This is a genomic window from Rhodococcus sp. D-46 (assembly GCF_011290655.1).
GTDB classification, from domain to species: domain Bacteria; phylum Actinomycetota; class Actinomycetes; order Mycobacteriales; family Mycobacteriaceae; genus Rhodococcus_F; species Rhodococcus_F qingshengii.
Map to the genome: position 1 here is coordinate 19,830 of NZ_JAANTF010000010.1, position 16,417 is coordinate 36,246.

Annotated in this window: 14 protein-coding genes; 6 read left to right on the forward strand and 8 right to left on the reverse strand. The window is 60.4% G+C overall.

The genetic code is table 11. From position 1 onward, the window contains the following. Positions 1-129: 129 nt before the first annotated feature. From G9U53_RS24750 to G9U53_RS24770, 5 genes are all read left to right on the forward strand, one after another. Positions 130-792, forward strand: coding sequence for a response regulator transcription factor (locus tag G9U53_RS24750; RefSeq protein WP_207624575.1), 663 nt, complete (start codon positions 130-132; stop codon positions 790-792). Continuing rightward, positions 789-2,024 carry a HAMP domain-containing sensor histidine kinase gene (locus G9U53_RS24755; protein ID WP_165639329.1) on the forward strand — a complete coding sequence of 412 codons (1,236 nt, stop codon included), beginning with the start codon at positions 789-791 and terminating at the stop codon, positions 2,022-2,024. Before G9U53_RS24750 ends, G9U53_RS24755 begins: the two co-directional genes overlap by 4 nt. Before the next feature lie 63 nt (positions 2,025-2,087). Beyond that, positions 2,088-2,585 carry a DUF2231 domain-containing protein gene (locus tag G9U53_RS24760; protein WP_165639330.1) on the forward strand — a complete coding sequence of 166 codons (498 nt, stop codon included), beginning with the start codon at positions 2,088-2,090 and terminating at the stop codon, positions 2,583-2,585. A gap of 35 nt (positions 2,586-2,620) precedes the next feature. After that, a complete protein-coding gene (locus tag G9U53_RS24765; protein ID WP_165639331.1) occupies positions 2,621-3,268 on the forward strand; it encodes a HemK2/MTQ2 family protein methyltransferase in 648 nt (215 codons plus the stop codon). After that, positions 3,265-7,638 (forward strand): non-ribosomal peptide synthetase, encoded by a 4,374-nt coding sequence (locus G9U53_RS24770; RefSeq protein ID WP_165639332.1) that lies wholly within the window; start codon positions 3,265-3,267, stop codon positions 7,636-7,638. Before G9U53_RS24765 ends, G9U53_RS24770 begins: the two co-directional genes overlap by 4 nt. Before the next feature lie 3 nt (positions 7,639-7,641). Here the strand turns inward: G9U53_RS24770 and G9U53_RS24775 are convergent, their stop codons facing one another. The 5 genes from G9U53_RS24775 to G9U53_RS24795 form a co-directional block, all read right to left on the reverse strand. Beyond that, complete coding sequence (locus G9U53_RS24775; RefSeq protein WP_223304627.1) at positions 7,642-8,082, reverse strand: DUF1003 domain-containing protein; 441 nt, start codon at positions 8,080-8,082, stop codon at positions 7,642-7,644. A gap of 68 nt (positions 8,083-8,150) precedes the next feature. Beyond that, positions 8,151-8,888 carry an SDR family oxidoreductase gene (locus tag G9U53_RS24780; protein WP_021344472.1) on the reverse strand — a complete coding sequence of 246 codons (738 nt, stop codon included), beginning with the start codon at positions 8,886-8,888 and terminating at the stop codon, positions 8,151-8,153. A 10-nt stretch (positions 8,889-8,898) separates the two neighbouring features. Next, the gene (locus G9U53_RS24785) at positions 8,899-9,150 is read right to left on the reverse strand and encodes a hypothetical protein (protein ID WP_021344471.1); all 252 of its coding nucleotides are present in this window, start codon (positions 9,148-9,150) and stop codon (positions 8,899-8,901) included. Next, positions 9,147-10,079, reverse strand: coding sequence for a universal stress protein (locus tag G9U53_RS24790; protein WP_165639333.1), 933 nt, complete (start codon positions 10,077-10,079; stop codon positions 9,147-9,149). The genes G9U53_RS24785 and G9U53_RS24790 overlap by 4 nt, the downstream gene beginning before the upstream one ends. Further along, the gene (locus G9U53_RS24795) at positions 10,076-10,594 is read right to left on the reverse strand and encodes a flavodoxin domain-containing protein (protein WP_242692706.1); all 519 of its coding nucleotides are present in this window, start codon (positions 10,592-10,594) and stop codon (positions 10,076-10,078) included. Before G9U53_RS24795 ends, G9U53_RS24790 begins: the two co-directional genes overlap by 4 nt. A 238-nt stretch (positions 10,595-10,832) precedes the next feature. On the opposite strand from G9U53_RS24795, the gene G9U53_RS24800 reads away from it, so the two are divergent. After that, positions 10,833-11,210, forward strand: a complete 378-nt coding sequence (locus tag G9U53_RS24800) for a hypothetical protein (protein WP_064444991.1) — start codon at positions 10,833-10,835, stop codon at positions 11,208-11,210. Between the two features lie 12 nt (positions 11,211-11,222). Here G9U53_RS24800 and G9U53_RS24805 read toward each other — a convergent pair whose 3' ends face one another. Genes G9U53_RS24805 through G9U53_RS24815 form a run of 3 tightly spaced genes read right to left on the reverse strand, consistent with a single transcriptional unit; the run spans position 11,223 to position 16,395 of the window. Next, entirely contained in the window at positions 11,223-14,477 is a 3,255-nt protein-coding gene (locus G9U53_RS24805; RefSeq protein WP_165639334.1) for an HAD-IA family hydrolase, read from the reverse strand. Then, entirely contained in the window at positions 14,474-15,472 is a 999-nt protein-coding gene (locus tag G9U53_RS24810) for a zinc-binding alcohol dehydrogenase family protein (RefSeq protein WP_207624607.1), read from the reverse strand. Before G9U53_RS24810 ends, G9U53_RS24805 begins: the two co-directional genes overlap by 4 nt. 35 nt (positions 15,473-15,507) lie before the next feature. Continuing rightward, positions 15,508-16,395, reverse strand: a complete 888-nt coding sequence (locus tag G9U53_RS24815; protein ID WP_064444993.1) for a universal stress protein — start codon at positions 16,393-16,395, stop codon at positions 15,508-15,510. Positions 16,396-16,417 lie beyond the last annotated feature (22 nt).

Here is a 16,417-nt window from a genome sequence, read left to right on the forward strand (position 1 = left end):
TGCTTGTCCGGGGCTGCATGTCTGCTGTGAAGCTGCGGGGAATCGGTCGTGCCGTCGGAGAGTTCCGAGTTCCACGATCGCGGTGCAATCTTGGAGAGTTCTCAGAACGGACGTGGCAGGCTCGCAGGCATGGGCGCGAAACCACGAATTCTTCTTGTCGAGGACGACCGGCAATTGGCGGGCCTGCTTGCGGACCTCTTCGAGGAGGAAGGGCACGAGGTGGACGTGGCGCACGACGGACAAGTCGGTCTGCATCTGGCGTTGACCCGCAGCTACGATGCTTTCGTCTTCGATCGTGGAGTACCGGTCATCGACGGTGTGGAATTGCTCAGAATCCTCCGGGTGAGGGATTGCTCAGTACCGTCGTTGATCCTTACTGCTCGCGGTTCCGTTGGCGATCGTGTGGAGGGACTCGATGCCGGTGCCGAGGACTACTTGGTCAAGCCCTTCGAGATTCCCGAGTTGTTGGCTCGAATGCGTGCACTGTTGCGTCGCCGAACTTCCGTAGTGCCGATCGTGGTCGGTAGGTGGGAAATCGATCGAGCGAACCGAACGGCTACTGATACCGAATCCGGATCGGTGACCTCGTTGTCCGAACGCGAGAGCGAACTGCTCGGGTTTCTGTGCGCATCGCCTGGGCAAGTCTTTTCTCGGACTCAGCTTCTGGGGCGGGTGTTCGGAAGTGCAGATACTCCAGGCACCGTTGACACTTATGTCCACTATCTCAGGCGGAAATTGGGCAGGGACGTCGTAGCCACCGTCCACGGCCTCGGATACCGGCTCGGATCATGATTGTCCGCAGCAAAAACAAGGACAGGCGGTCGTCTGGGATCGGGTTCGGTGACGAGGTGCGCCTACGGCGAGCCGGACGGTCAGCTGCGGTTCAAGCCGCCATTGCTCTCGGTGCCGTGTTGCTGATCGTCGGAGCGGTGTCCTATGTAGGTTATGCGCGGGCACAGGATCGTCAGATTCGTTCTGCACTGACCGAGGTTGCAGCCACAGCAGACGATGCGGACGATCCTCCACCCGGTATGTCGCTGGCCTTTCGTTCCAATGGTGGCGTGGAGACCGTGAGCGTGCATGCCCCCACCGGGACCGCAGAACTTTTGGATTCGCCTGCTGGGTATTCGGATTTCACCGATGGTGACAGTAACTTCAGGGCCTTCGTCTCAGACGGTGCGGAAGGTCGCGTTGTCGTGATCGCGGCGCTCGAGCCCTATGAATCAGGAAGGCAGCGATTACTTCTCGCACTTGGATTTGCCGAACTCACCGGAATTGCTGCATCTGTGGGCGTGGTGGTGTTGTTGTCCCGACGTGCGATTCAGCCGCTGACGCAGGCGCTCGAGTTGCAACGTCGTTTTGTCGCCGATGCGTCGCACGAACTACGTGCGCCGTTGACCGTACTGCACACTCGTGCACAACTTTTGGCTCGACGCGGAGACTCGCTCGAGTCTTCTGAGCTTGTTTCGCAGCTCAACGGGTTGGTGGACGACACTCGGGCCCTCGGCGAAGTCATCGAGGACCTGTTGATGGCCGCATCGATGGACGACAGCGGACAACCCCGGAATCGAGTGGACATGGCGGCAGTGTGTGAGAAGGTCCGTGACAGTGTGGCCGATCATGCTCAGAAATCTGGCATTGCTGTCGACGTGAGCAAGGCCGGAACTGGAGAGCCAGTGGTCTTGGGGATCGAATCGGCTTTGCGCCGAGCGGTTCTCGCGCTCGTTGACAATGCGCTTGCTCACGAGCGTCCAGGAGGGCACGTCCTTCTCCGCGTCGAGCGAGATCGCGACCACGTCAGAATCCGCGTGAGCGATACGGGAATCGGAATTGAATCTGAAGCGGTTCCGGTTCTGTTCGACCGATTCTCACATGGCCCGACTCAACCCGCCGGTAGCCGGCGATATGGCATCGGATTGTCCTTGGTTCGTGAGATCGCGCACGCGCACCGAGGTAAAGTCTTCGTCGAATCGACACCGGATGTCGGCTCGTCCTTCGAGATTGTGCTGCCGGTAGCTCGTTGACACCGAGCACGTTCGAGCAGGGTCCCCAGAACTCTCCAAGAAATCCTGCCTACGTTGATCGACATGGGCCTGACCACGATCGGCGGATTACCCGCTCACCCACTCCTCGTTCATTTCGTTGTCGTGTTGGTTCCGCTCTCGGCGGTTCTGGTTCTCTGCTCCGTTCTGTGGCCGAGTGCTCGGCGCAGGCTCGGGATCTTTCCACCGGCCATCGCCCTCGTCACGTTGATACTCGTATCGATCACCACCGATGCAGGTGAATGGCTCGAACACAATTCGCCTCACAGCGAGTTGATCGAGATTCACGCCGAACTCGGTGATCAACTTCTGATCTGGTCCATCGCGGTGTTCGTGTTCGCGGCGACATGGTGGGTCCTGCATACCGATAGATTCACCGAGTGGCGAGGCGCACGAACTTCACTGTCCGACAGTTCGACGCTGCTCCGAGTCGTGACAGTCGCGATAGCGGCGATCGCAGTTGTCGCGGCAGTGGGTTCGATGGTTCAGGTCTATCGCATCGGTGAGAGCGGAGCGAAGGCAGTCTGGCAGGAGCAGTCGTAGACATCCACCGAGTAAGTCCACGGCAGGAGCGCAGTGTGATGATTCGATTTCCCGGTGTCTATTCGCCTCAGTGCGATACTCGTCTTATTTCCGACGCAGTACGCGCCGAGAAGTTGGATGCGTCTTCTCAGGTTCTCGATCTGTGCTCCGGTAGTGGTGCGCTGAGTGTGTGTGCGGCCAAGGCTGGGGCGGGAACGGTTTTCGCCGTGGATATCTCACGACGTGCCGCGGTGTGCACCTGGATGAACGGGCGACTCCGCGGTCACAGAATCCACGCCCGTCACGGAGATCTCCTGACCCCGTTTCACGGTCGTCGATTCGACCTCGTCGTCTCGAACCCGCCTTATGTTCCTTCCGTGGACGACCGTGCGCCGCGCACCGGCCGTGCTCGTAGTTGGGACGGAGGCAACGACGGACGCCTGTTGCTCGATCGCATATGTGCGACGGCACCGGGTGTTCTGCAGAAGGAGGGCACGATATTGCTGATCCAGTCCGCACTCAGCGGCATCGATCGGACCGTCGAACTGTTCGCCGACAACGAACTCGAGGCATCGGTGGTCTCGAGGACCTCGATTCCTTTCGGCCCGGTCTTGCTGTCGCGCAGGCGATACCTGGAGTCGATCGGCGTCATCGACCCTGACCAGGTCACTGAGGAGATCGTCGTGATCCGAGCGAGACGATGACGCCGTTGACAGCTGCACAACGCTCGTTGTGGTTCGCTCAGTCCCTTGAACCGGCGTCGCCGTTTGTCATAGCTCAGTTCGTTGATCTGAACGGTGAGCTGGACGCATCTCGGCTGGAATCATCGACAGTCGCCGCGCACCGTGAGTTCGGCGTTGCGGGCCTTCGTCTACGTGTGACGGATGGAGTGCCCGAATTGGACGAAGACCCTGATCTGACACTGGTCGGCGGAAGGCTGGATTTCCGTCGATACGACGATCCCGTCCGTGCAGCGATGACGTGGATGAATCGAGAGTGGAGCACGGCGACTCTCGCTCCGGATACTGCCCTCACCGTCGCCAATCTGTTGCAGGTCGGCCCTCATCGCTGGTTCTGGTACTACCGTGCGCATCACATCGCACTCGACGGTTACTCCGCTGCACTTCTGATGCGCCGCACCGCCGAGATCTATCTGTCCGCTGGTCCGGTGAGGCCGGATCAGGTCGACTCGGTTGTGTCGGATCGCGTGGCGGCGGTTGCCCGCCAGGAAAGCCGATACCGAGAATCACCGCGCTGTGTCCGCGATCGAGAATTCTGGCACGAGAAACTCCGGTCAGTTCCCTCCTCTCCGGTCTTGGGAGCGAGCGCGACGGGCACTTCTCGGGGAAGTACGCTGCGAGCGAGTGGCACAGTGCCACTGTCCGATCTCTCGGCAGCAACGGTGATATCGGCGTTCGCGTCATACGTGGCACTGATGTGTGGTGTCGACGACCTGTGTTTGTCTCTGCCGGTGTCCGGGCGAGTGACTGCTGCGTCGAGATCGTTGCCGGGCGCGATGTCGAACGTGGTTCCTCTGGTACTTCGCGGCGTGGGTGCATCGACACCCTCCTCGGCGGTATGCGTTGTCGAGAGCGCACTGAGCGAGGCACTTCGGCACCATCGTTACCGCCGGGAGGACATGTCCGCTCTGACTGACGGTCGACGGCAGTCAAGAGTGCAATCTTTCGGTCCGGTCGTCAACGTCATGTTGTTCGACAGGGCCCTGAGCTTGGGCGCGGTACGAGGTCACGTCGAGATACTCACGACCGGACCGATCGACGATATCGCGCTGAACGTCTACCCCGGTTACACAGGGAACATTCGCGTCGATCTCGAGGCCAACGGTGCGCTGTACAGCTCTGCCGAACTTTCTGCCCATCATGATCGATTCGTTCGGTTTCTGGAGGTATTCGTCGACACGCCGCCGGATCATCCTGCTCCGCCCCTGTGGACGGATGCCGAGCTGGGAGCCACGAGTCCGGCGCGTGGCGAGCCTTCGATCGAGCCCAGAAGTCTTGATTCTCTTCTGCGTTCCGCAGTGCACCGGGCTGTCGATTCGGTTGCCATCACCGACGGTGACAGATCGTGGACCTACGGGCACCTCGATCGGATGGCGGGACTCTGGAGTCGGCATTTGAAGTCCGTCGATGTGGGCCCCGATGATGTTGTCGTCGTGGCGATCCCGCGATCCATCGAATCGGTCCTGGCAATGTGGGCTGTGGCGCGTGTAGGAGCCACATACGTACCGATCGATCCGGCCCACCCCGCCGAACGGGTCGTGGACATGCTCGGTGTATGCAAACCAAGGATCGGGCTCACGACTTTCGGGATGCGGCGTTCGTTGCCGTACGACCTCGAGTGGCTGTTCTTGGACTGTGACCCCGATGCTTTCGCGCCGTCCTTCGACCCCGAGCCCGCACATGCCGATCATCGGGCTTACATGATCTTCACCTCCGGCTCCACGGGCCGGCCCAAAGCGGTGTCGGTCACTCACCGTGGCCTGGCCAATTTGGCTACCGACATTCGCGAGAAATACGAGCTCGATTCACGCTCTGTCGTAATGCATTGTGCTTCAACCAGTTTTGACACCTCTGTCGTAGAGATGCTCGCTCCCGCTCTGTTCGGCGCCTCGTCGGTGATCTGCCCACCCGAGACCGTTGGTGGATTCGAGCTGGAAGACCTCATCTGCCGTCGTGCCGTGACACATCTACTCGTAACACCCTCGGCGCTCGCAACATTGGCTCCGGAACGGGTGCCCGGCTTGAAATTCCTGATAGTCGGTGGCGAGAAATTACCGCACGAACTGATGCGCCGGTGGGCGCCGTTCGTGCGTGTTCGAAGCGCGTACGGCCCTACCGAGGCGACATGCAGTGTCACCATCACCGACGTCTTGAACGTCGACGATCGTGTGACACTCGGGCGGCTCATGCACGGAGTCGAGGCGGTGGTTCTCGACGCATCGCTCGAGCCGTTGTCCACAGGGGCCGCGGGGGAGCTCTACCTGTCGGGGCCTGGTTTGGCCAGAGGGTACGAGGGTGGAGCGGGGGAGACGGCTGCGCGTTTCGTTGCGTCCACACTTTCAGCGGGGCATCGTATGTTCCGAAGCGGCGATCGGGTCCGATGGACAGACGACGCCCAACTCGAATTCCTCGGTCGCACAGACGATCAGGTGAAGGTGCGTGGGCGCCGAATCGAACTCGGTGAGATCGATTCCGTCCTGTACGGCCACCCGTCGGTCGAGTTCGCCACGACGTTGGTCCGCGATCTGGCCAATGGTTCGCCGGCGCTGGTGAGTTACGTGAAACTGCACTCGGGAATCTTGGACTCGGATGCGAGTATCGAACGCCTTCTGACACAGAAGTTGCCGGAATACATGGTCCCGGTCGTCGTGATTCGCATCGACGCGGTTCCGCTCACCACGAACAAGAAAGTCGATCGGGGCGCGCTCCCCGCTCCCACCTTCGAGCGGAGAGAATCGGTACGGGTCGCAACACCGATCGAGTCCCGCATCATCCGTACCTACGAGGAAGTGCTCAGGGCCACCGAGATCGGCCACAGCGATTCGTTCTTCGATCTCGGGGGAGACTCATTGTCTGCAACTCGAGTGATCGGCCGCCTCAACGCTGATTTCGGCATAAACCTCGGTTTTCGTGATCTGTTCGGCTCGCCGAGCGCCGCCGCGCTCGCGAGTTCCTTCGGCCAACACGTCGGGTGGGTGCCACCATTGGAACAGGCCGTCGACGCCTCGACGCCGCTGCTTTCACCTGCACAGGAATACATCGGTCGAGAACTCACCTCGCCTGCTCTGTACAACCTGCCCTTCACAATTCGCGTGCGTGGCAGACTCGACCACGACGCGTTGGCTTCGGCCGTGCAGGACGTAATGGTCAGGCACGAAACACTTCGAACCGTGTATCCGGATGTCGCGGGTTCGCCCCGCCCGCTAGTGGTGAATCCGGACCGGATTCCGCGCGGACTTCAAGTGGTCGAAGGGAATTCGAGCGATGCAGAATCGATCGTTCACCAGACGCTCTCTCGGGGTTTCGATGTGCGTTCCGAGATCCCCATTCGCTTGATCGTGTGTGCATACGGTCGGGACGATCATCTGTTGGCGGCGGTTGTCCATCACATTGCGGCAGATGGATGGTCTCTCGCCATCCTCGCGCGCGACTTGTCCGTCGCGTACGAGGCTCGCGCGCGGAACACGCACCCGACGTGGTCGGAGACCGCGGTGCGGTACTCGGACTACGCCATGTGGCGCGCGGAAATTCTGGGAGCGCGGGAGGCGCCTACCGACCTCGCTGTCGGTCAACTCGAACATTGGGCGGCGGTTCTCGACGGGGCGCCGAGCGAGATTTCTCTGCCACTCGACCACACTCGACCCTTGATGTGGACATTCGGGGCCGGGCGAGTCGAATTCTTGGTCGATCCGGAGACTCATCGCGGGTTGACGACCTCTGCAAAGCGAGCCGAGACCGGGATGTTCACTGTCGTTCATGCCGTCCTGACGGCGACACTGAGTGCTCTGTCCGGTGACCACGACATCATCGTCGGTAGCCCGGTCGCAGGCCGGGGCCATCCGAAACTCGACGACCTCGTGGGCATGTTCGTGAACACACTCGTGCTTCGCACACGCGTCGACGTTTCGGCGGATTTCGACGCTCTTGTCGCCGAGTGTCGCCGAGTAGAACTGTTGGCCCACGATCACAGTGACGTGCAGTTCGAGCGGCTGGTCGACTATCTCGATCCTCCTCGTCACACATCGCTGCACCCGTTCTTCCAGGTGGCATTGTCGTTCGAGAACTTCCCTGCTGCAGTGCTCGAATCCGACGGGCTTACCTTCGAGGTCACGCCGCGGCCACTCGACATCGCCAAGTGTGACCTTCATTTTCACTTTGCCGAAGTATTCGACGAAACCGGTGGACCCGCCGGGATCGAGGCGGCACTCGTCTACTCCTCCGATCTCTTCGACGCAGCCACCGCCACCCTCTTCGCCAAGACCCTGTCCGCAACCGCAGATGCTCTCGTGAGGAGTCCGAAGGCACCGCTGCTCGCGCTAGACACGAGATCGTGACGGTCAGCGTGCGGTGTGTTCCGGAGTGCAGACATGCTTGTGAATCTCCCGTGAGAGTTCCGCGACGGTCTCGGTCAGTGCCGTGTTCGCCTCGATCAACTGTCGGAGTTGATTGGTGTTGTCGAGAGTGTGAACCGCAACTTCACTACTGATGGCGTCCGCCCGTTTCGCCGAGATCAACAGAATTGCTCCCTGCATGCCGGCAAGCATCGACAAAAATAGGTTCAGCAGAATGAACGGGTAGGGATCGAAACCGGTATTGCCGTTGAACCCTGCCCAGATTCCCATGATCGCGACGAACACGAAGACGAACGGCCACGACCCCATACCGTTGCGGACCACATCGGCCGCACGTTCTCCGCGGGTCAGCTCCGAACCCGTACGGACTGCGGGATGCAGATGCCACCGATTCTTGTTTCCGAGTCTCATGGTTCTGCGTCTCATGGTTTACCATTGTGCGCTTGCCGCTGGTCGTGTTCAGTTCAGGTCGACCATCCTCGGTATTCTTTCGGTCACGAGCGCGGTCTCCCCGCAGCGTATCCACCGTCGACGACAAATTCTGTGCCGGTGGAGTACGTCGCTTCGCTGACGATGAAGCGCACTGTCGATGCTATCTCGTTCGGACTTCCGAGACGCGGGATAGGCTGATCGGCGACGAAGGGCAAACCGCCGAAATCATTTGTCGCTGAGCCTTGTATCGGTCCGGGGTGAACGGAACATACTCGCACGTTGTTGCCGCACAGGTCGAGGGCCGCCGCCTTGGTAAGTCCTCGAAGGCCCCATTCGCTGGCAACGTAAGCACCCATTCCCTGGTATCCGGTCAGACCCGCTGCGGAGGAGATGTTCACGATTGCACCTCCGCCCGCGGCTGTCAGGAACATTGCAGCACAGTGTATTCCGAGCCATGCCCCGTACAGGTTGGTATTGAGGACATGTTTGAACTGCGTGGGGCGTTGTAGTTGCACGCTTCCCGACTCGATGATTCCGGCATTGTTGACGAGGACGGACAGATGTCCGAAAGTTGACTCGGCTGTGTCGATGGCGGATTCCCAACTCTCCGGTTGTGTCACGTCGAGACGCTGGAACGCCACGCGGTCACCGAGTTTCGATGCCGTGGCGTTTCCTTCTCCTTCGAGGAGGTCGCCGATGAGGACTCCGAAGCCTTCTTCGGACAGGGCTTTGGCGATGGCCGCACCGACCGGGCTCGCTCCTCCGGAAATGAGAGCGCTTCTTCCGTCGTGGTCGGTCATGCGTAGCCCCTCAGTTGAAGTTGTCGGCCTTGCTGTCGAGATAGCTGATGATGCGTTGCCGCGCGAGTCGTTCGCTGAGTTCAGGTCGGGCTTGCGGCGTTGTCCAGGACAGATCGTCGAGGCAGCCTGTCACGACGATGTTGATGCATTCCGCCGAGATGAGTCCCTTGAACTCCGCGGCGAGTCGATTGACTGTGGCGGAGTATTGGTTGCGGTCCGAGGGCGACTTCGGTGGTGATTGGGGTTCGAGGTGCGTTGTCACGTGTTCTGGTCCTTCTGGCGGGTGGGGGACGGCATGATCAGCAACGGGCAGGACGCTGTGTGCATGAGACGGCGACTCGTCGAGCCGAGTAGCATCGACGAGAATCCGCCCCGTCCTCGCCGTCCCACGAGTACGAGTCGCGCCGATTTCGATTCGATTTCCAATTGCCTTGCAGGATTGTCACGTACGACGACACATCGAACGGCGACGTCGGGGTACTCTTGCCTCCACCCCGCAAGCCTTTCCGCCAAGACCGCATGCTCGGCGGTTGAGATCGTGTCCCAGTCCAGCGATACACCGTCAGGATCGGAGCGAAACACGGTTGTAAGGTCGGAGTCGCTCCAGGCATGGACTGCAGTGAGCTCCACTCCGTGGAGTGAAGCGGCCTCGAACGCTTCGGCAATCGCGGGTTCGCTGTTCTCTGTCCCGTCGATACCCACCACTATCGGGCCGCTCATCTGCGGCTGTTTCGAATTCGGGACGTTTCGGATGACTGCGACAGGCACGTTCGAATGGAGAACCACTGCCGCGCTGACGGAGCCGAGTATCGCGTCGGCGAATTGATTGAGCCCGTGCGATCCGACGACAAGCATCGCAGCCGTGCGGGATTCGTCGAGGAGTGCTTCTACACCGTTTCCGAACCTCAGCTTGTCGACGATCTGTAATTCTCTGTCTCCCAGCGTCGCTGCGGACAGCAGCGCCTCGGAACGAGCTGTGGAGAGTCGTTCGCGACCAACAGTTCGTTGGTTTGGAAACCGTGGTGCACCGAGTTTGACAGCACCGCCGAAAGTGTCTGCGTCGTCAGGCATCACGGACAGTAAGTGGAGCGGTCGAGTGCGAAGTACGGCTTCTCGGGCCGCCCATCGGACTGCGGACAGCGCCGGCGCCGACCCGTCGACACCCACCACGATTGGTGCTCCGCGGTTCATGACGTTTCCTCTGATTCGATATGCCGTGTGGTGCGAACGGCCTCGCGGATCGACTCAGCCCAGGAGCGAACCGAAGCCCAGTCCCGGAAGTCGCCTTCGGGCGCGTGAACGACTCGTACGGCCACTCGTTCACCGAACCCCAATCTTTCGCGGTCGAGTTTGCCTGCGAACGATTTGTGTTCGACGGCACCGGTTTTCTCCATCAAGGTGGCGATGTCGGATGGAACACCGGTCGTGGATTCGCCGGAACCGATCGGTCCCGAGGAGAACAGCCAAACCTGGCGAAGCCGCAATGCATCCGAGAAGCGTTTGGTGAATTCCTCTGCGTCCTTCATCCAGTGACCCATATAGATCGCGCTCCCGAGGACTATCGTGTCGTACTCGGTGAGTTCGAGAACGTCGTCAGGATGGCGGCGGTCGGCGTCCATTCCGCCCTCTCGCAAGGATTTTGCGAGATAATCCGCGATTTCGCTTGTTGAACCGTGGCGGCTTGCGGCCGTGACCAGTGTCTTCATCCAATGCTCCGCTCGGGAATCAACAGGGCGATTGCTCACGTGCACTCGCCGTGCTCGGGTGATCGTGATTCGAATTGTGCCGGAGTCAGGACGTCCTGGTCAGGGCCGCGAGGTGCACGAAAAAGGGTCTTTCGGCCTTCTGGTCCGTGTGCAGTCGGCACCTGTGGTGGTGGTTGTTGTGGGCTAGCGTCGACGGCAGGTAGCGACTCGACCGGTACGGCTGCTCAGGAGGCGCACAATGAACTCGCAAAGGTTTGCGCGGTTGGTGAGCGCAACAGGGGAGACAGTGGCGGTGATCGGCGAGAATGTCGATGCCAGGTCGTTCCCGGTAGGGGTGTGGTTGTTGACAGACGGTCGGCATGTGGTGGTCGTTGGTGAAGGCGGACCGCTTTCGGCGGAGGCGGTAGACGGGAAGGCTCTGATTGCGGCGGTGCATGCGCGATGGCCTGGCGCTGTCGTGTTGGAGAGGTTGTCTGCATCGGAGAACGCAGCTGATCCCCGTGCCTACTCGGCCAGATACGTCGAGGTTCGAGAGGACGGTTCGCACGGCGAGCCCGCCTATGCGGATCTGACCGACGCAGGATTCGCCCTCGATCCGCCAATTGACGTCGAGTGACGGGATCGCTGCTCAGACTTCGTCGGTGTCCGAAGCTGCCCGCGATGTAGACGCCACGTTCACCGAGGAACTTGCAGCAAGGGTGTAACTTGTGGCGTGTATCGAAAGTTCTATCGGTGGGACATCTTTCGTCTCCGATGTCACGGTCACATCCGAATGGGTGCACTGTATTCGAAGGCGGTGGCCGCGGTAATAGATCGTGAAGGCGAGTTCATCCAGCTCGAGGGGTAATTGCGGATGCAGCCACAGAGTATTGTCCCGGAAATCGAGTCCGGTGTAGCAGCGTTCGAGAATGTCAATCGCTCCCGCCATCGCGCCCAGATGTATGCCTTCTCTTGTACTTCCGCGCTGTGCGTCGGACAGATCCGCGGCCAGAGCATCGCGGAGCATCGCCCACGAGTGTGATCGATTGCCCCGTACAAGGACCCAGGTGTGGGAAATCCGGCTCAGTGTCGAACCGTGTGTGGTGCGCTCCAAGTAGTAATCGATCATTTCAGGTATCACGGAGGGATCGAACTCGTATCCAAGCCGTGTGATCAACTCGGTCAGTTCCTCCGCTGTGAAGACGTAAAGCAGCATGAGGATGTCTGCTTGTTTCGAGGCCTTGTAGTGGATGGGCGAATCTCCCTCGGCCTCGAGAATGAGATCCAGGCGGCCGATGTCCCCGTATCGTGACCGGTAGTCGGCCCAATCCAGTTCGGTCAACGCGCCGAAGCCCTCGAATTGGCTGATCAGGCCGTTGTCGAGGAAGGTCAAGCGCAGCCGCCTGCTCATTCGGTCCCACGATGTGAGTTCTTCTTCACTCACATCGATGCGGCCGGGAAAGTAGCGGTTATCGTTCCGGAGTACCCGAACGGCGTCGACTGCGCGCATGAGCGACCACTCCGTCATGACGTTCACATAAGCGTTGTTGTCGATCCCGGCGCCGGGGCGGTCGGGGTAGCCGTCATGGAATTCATCGGGACCCATGACTCCGCGGATGTCGTATCTGTCGCTGCTCGCGTCGTATTCGGACTTTGCCATCCAGAAACGCGCATTCTCGATGAGGAGATCGACCCCGTGATGGGCAAGAAATTCCAGGTCGGTAGTCATCTGCCAGTAGTGCCAGACATTGTGGGCGATCGCGAGGTTGACATGCTGCTGACGACGAGAGTGATCGGGCATCCAGTGGTCGGATCTCGGGTTGAAGAGAAATGTCGGTGTTTCCTCTCGTCCGTCGCTGCCACTTTGCCAGGGAAAGAGCGCTCCGGCTAGATTCAGTCCACGCGCGTTTCGGCGCGCCTGGGACAGTCGTCTGCACCGATAGAGCAACAATGACGATGTCAGCTCGGGAAGCCGACGCGTCAGGATGGGCACAACGAACAACTCGTCCCAGAAGACGTGGCCGCGGTATGCCTCGCCGTGGAGTCCGCGAGCGGGAACTCCGACGTCCAGATCTGTCGTGTGGGTCGACAGTGTCTGAAGCACGTGGAGGAGTGAGACGTTGGTCGCGAGAGCCGTGGAGTCCCTGGCCGCGAGAGTGATGGCAAATCGGTGCCAGACTCGATCCCAAGCGGAGCAGTGGCGTCGAAACAGTATCTCGTGAGTCTCTGCTTCTCGAACTCGCTGCCACGCTGCGGACTTCGGATCGAGTGTCGATCGATCGCGCGAGGTGAAGAGCGCTGATGTCTTCTCTACGTTGGCCGGTTGATCTCGGCTGATTCGGCAGCGGACGACCTGCATGATTCCGGAGTGATCTGTGCTCACGCGACGGTTGCGCTGCGTTACGGCTTCTTCGCTGTCGACTAGGCGCAGGCGCTCGGCCTGGGTGACTTGGATGTGGGAGCGAGTGGTCTGGACCGTTGCGGAAATGCATTGGTCGTCGATGGTGTCCAACGAGACGATATCGAGATGGTTCCCGGCCAGAGTCGAATAATCCGGAACATTGTTGTTCACAACATTTGTGGTGATGCCGGACGTGACGTCGATTGTTCCCTCCCAGTTCTCGGCCGCGACAGTCATGGTGATCGCGGCGAGGTGCGGGTCGTCCATCGACACGATTCTGCGTTGTCGAATTCGAGTGACGCGACCGCGCGTATCGCTGAACACGCTTTCTCTGGAACAGATTCCGTGCGCGAGATCCAGACTTTCATGGTGGTGAGTGACAAGCGTTGATTTCTCGTCGAGCCGTTCTCCGTCGGGACCGGTCACGACGATTGTCGTCCAGTCCGGCAGATTGACCATGCTTTCGTCCTCGCGTGAGTGTCCGTCCACGTCCGAGGTGAGTCGGTTATAGCACCCCGCGACGTATGTGCCGGGATAGTGGATGCCATCGTCGTGGCACTCCGACAACGCGCCCCTAGTGGCAAAGAAGCCATTTCCCACGGTGGACATGGTCTCGCGAAGGCCAGTGGCGCTCGGGTCGACCCCACGATATTCGAGTGTCGAGTCGGTCTCGTTTCCTACACCACAGAGACGGCATCCAGGATCGTGGTTGTCGCCTTCGCGTGCTGTAGGTCTGACGAAGCGGAAGTCGATCTCGCCGATGTCCGTGACTGCGAGCTCGGCGCCGTTCTCGGTCAGAGCGCGAAGATGTTCACTCGAACCAAGTCCGATTGGTAGACCGAATCCACCGGATCGGGCTGCGCGGATTCCGGCGATCGAGTCTTCGACGACGACGCATTCGGCGGGCGGAATCGCAAGCCTCCGTGCGGCTTCCCGATACGTGTCAGGGCTTGGCTTGCCGTCCAACCCGAGTAGTGCAATGTCGCCGCCGTCGAGTCGGATGTCAAAACAGCTCGAGAGACAGGCAGCTTCCAGCACTCGTGGCGCGTTCTTACTTGCCGAAACCAGGGCTGTACGTACGCCGGCGGCACGTAGTTGCCGGATCCACCTTACTGTCGGGGCAATGACCCCGACACCTTCTCGCTCCAGTTCCGCGAGGAAGAAGCGATTTTTACGTTCGAGCAGGTTCTCGACCGTCGCGGAGCCGACGAGATCATCTGGAGTCCCCAGGGGGAGTTCAATGTTTCGGGAGTTGAGGTATGACCGTAGACCTGCATTTCTCTCCTTCCCATCGATGAATTCTCGGTAGCTCTCGTCATCGAGTTCCACGTTCCCGACGCCGCCACTCTCGCTCAATTCGTGAAACAAGCAACCCCACGCCGCTCGATGCGTTTGTCGGGTATCGGTAACCACTCCGTCCATGTCGAACAAGACTGCTCGAAATACTTGTCCACCAATGACTACCGAGGCGTGTTCGGAGTTCTCGGGGCGCCAGATACTCATGGCATCAGTACTGCTGCACCGGTGACTCGATCGGCCGCCAGGTCTTCCAGCGCGCGATTCGCATGAGTGAGCGGATAGGGCGTGGTGTGGACATCGAGGTGGTGATTGCCGGCGAATTCGAGGAACTCCAAGGCATCTCGCCTGGTATTCGAACTTACCGAGCGAACCTCGCGCTCGTAGAACAGATGTTTCTGGTAGTTCAGCACAGGTATGTCGGAGAGGTGTATTCCGGCGATGGAGAGGACACCTCCGCGGTCCAGTGCCTCGAGAGCGGTGGGAACGAGTTCGCCGATCGGCGCGAAAAGCATTGCCGAATCGAGTGGTTCGGGTGGACGGTCGTATGCGCCCTGTACCGAAGTGACTCCGAGACAGTGGGCAAGCTCGCGCGCGGGCTCGCTGCGCGTCATCACATGTACTTCCGCGCCGCGAGCGATGGCCACCTGGGCCGCAAGGTGTGCACTCGCGCCGAAACCGTAGATTCCCAGCCGCCCTCCCTCGCGTAGGTCTGCGCGCTTGAGCGCGCGGAATCCTATGATTCCCGCGCACAGGAGTGGTGCAAGCTCGTTGTCGTGGTATCCCGACGGAAGTTTGAGTGCGAATCTTTCTGACACAGACGTATATTCGGCGTACCCGCCGTCGGCATCCCAGCCGGTGTAGGTGGAGTTCGGGCACAGGTTCTCGTCTCCCCGTCGGCAGTAGCGGCATTCACCGCATGTCGAGTGGAGCCACGCAACCCCGACACGATCTCCCGGCAGGAACGCTTCGACAGATGTTCCGACTTCTTCGACGAGCCCGACCACTTCGTGACCGGGGACGATGTTGCGGCGGTGTACGGGCAGGTCGCCTTCGGCGACGTGAAGGTCGGTTCGGCACACTCCGCAGGCGAGAACCCGAACGAGTAGTTCGTCGGCACCTATTGTCGGGCGTGGTACAAGTCTTCTGACGAGTGGGTGCGTCTCGACAGGGCCGGGTCTGTCGACGTGCCACGACATCATCCATTGTGCAGCGGGAACTCGGGGAGTCATCTCGTTCATCGGTGACTGTTGACGATCAACACCGGGCAGTGCGCGTCGTGAAGCACCTCTCGACAGGTGCTACCGAGGAGCATCCCACTGAATCCGCCACGACCGCGTCGACCCAGGACAACCAGTTGCGCTCGTTCGGTGTGATTCACGAGATTCCGCCCAGGCCTGTCCTTCACGACGACGGTGTTGACGCCGACATCTGGGTAGCGATCGGCGTAGCCAGCGAGACTTTCGGCGAGTAGCGCGCGCTCGGTGTCCTGACGAGCGTGCCAATCGACCTCCCTGAACTTCGAGAAAACTACGTCGAGGGCGACGTCGGACCATGCGTGGACCGCAACTAACTCCACGCCGCGAATGGAGGCTTCCTCGAAGGCGGTTGCGATGGCGGGTTCGCTGTGTACGCTGCCGTCGACCCCGACTACAACGGGACGAGTGGCGACATCCCCGTCGCCAGCGAGTCCCCGGATGACGGCGACCGGGCACAGGGAGTGCACTGCCAGCGACGAACTCACCGAACCGACTAGACCGCCGGTGTATTCGCCGTGTCCGTGGCTTCCGACGACGATGACCCGGGCAGTTTTGGAGATGTGGCGAAGGACTGGAATCGGAGGATCCGACGCCAGTTCGACATCGATCTCGACTGCACTGTCGCCGATCGCTTGCTTGGCCAGTTCGGTCGCCTCGGCAAGTCGTTTCTTGGCGGCTGCTTCTTGTTCGTCGAAGTAGAACGCCGGCATACCGATCGGAACGCCGTAGGTGGTCGGGGTGAACATTGTCGTCAGGAGGAGTAGAGGTGCGCCTTTGAGTGCGGCTTCATGCGCGCCCCACCACACCGCGTCCCGTGATTGCGAAGACCCGTCAAATCCGACAACGACAGGTGGGTTGATTTTCACGACTGTTCTCCTTGCTCATCGC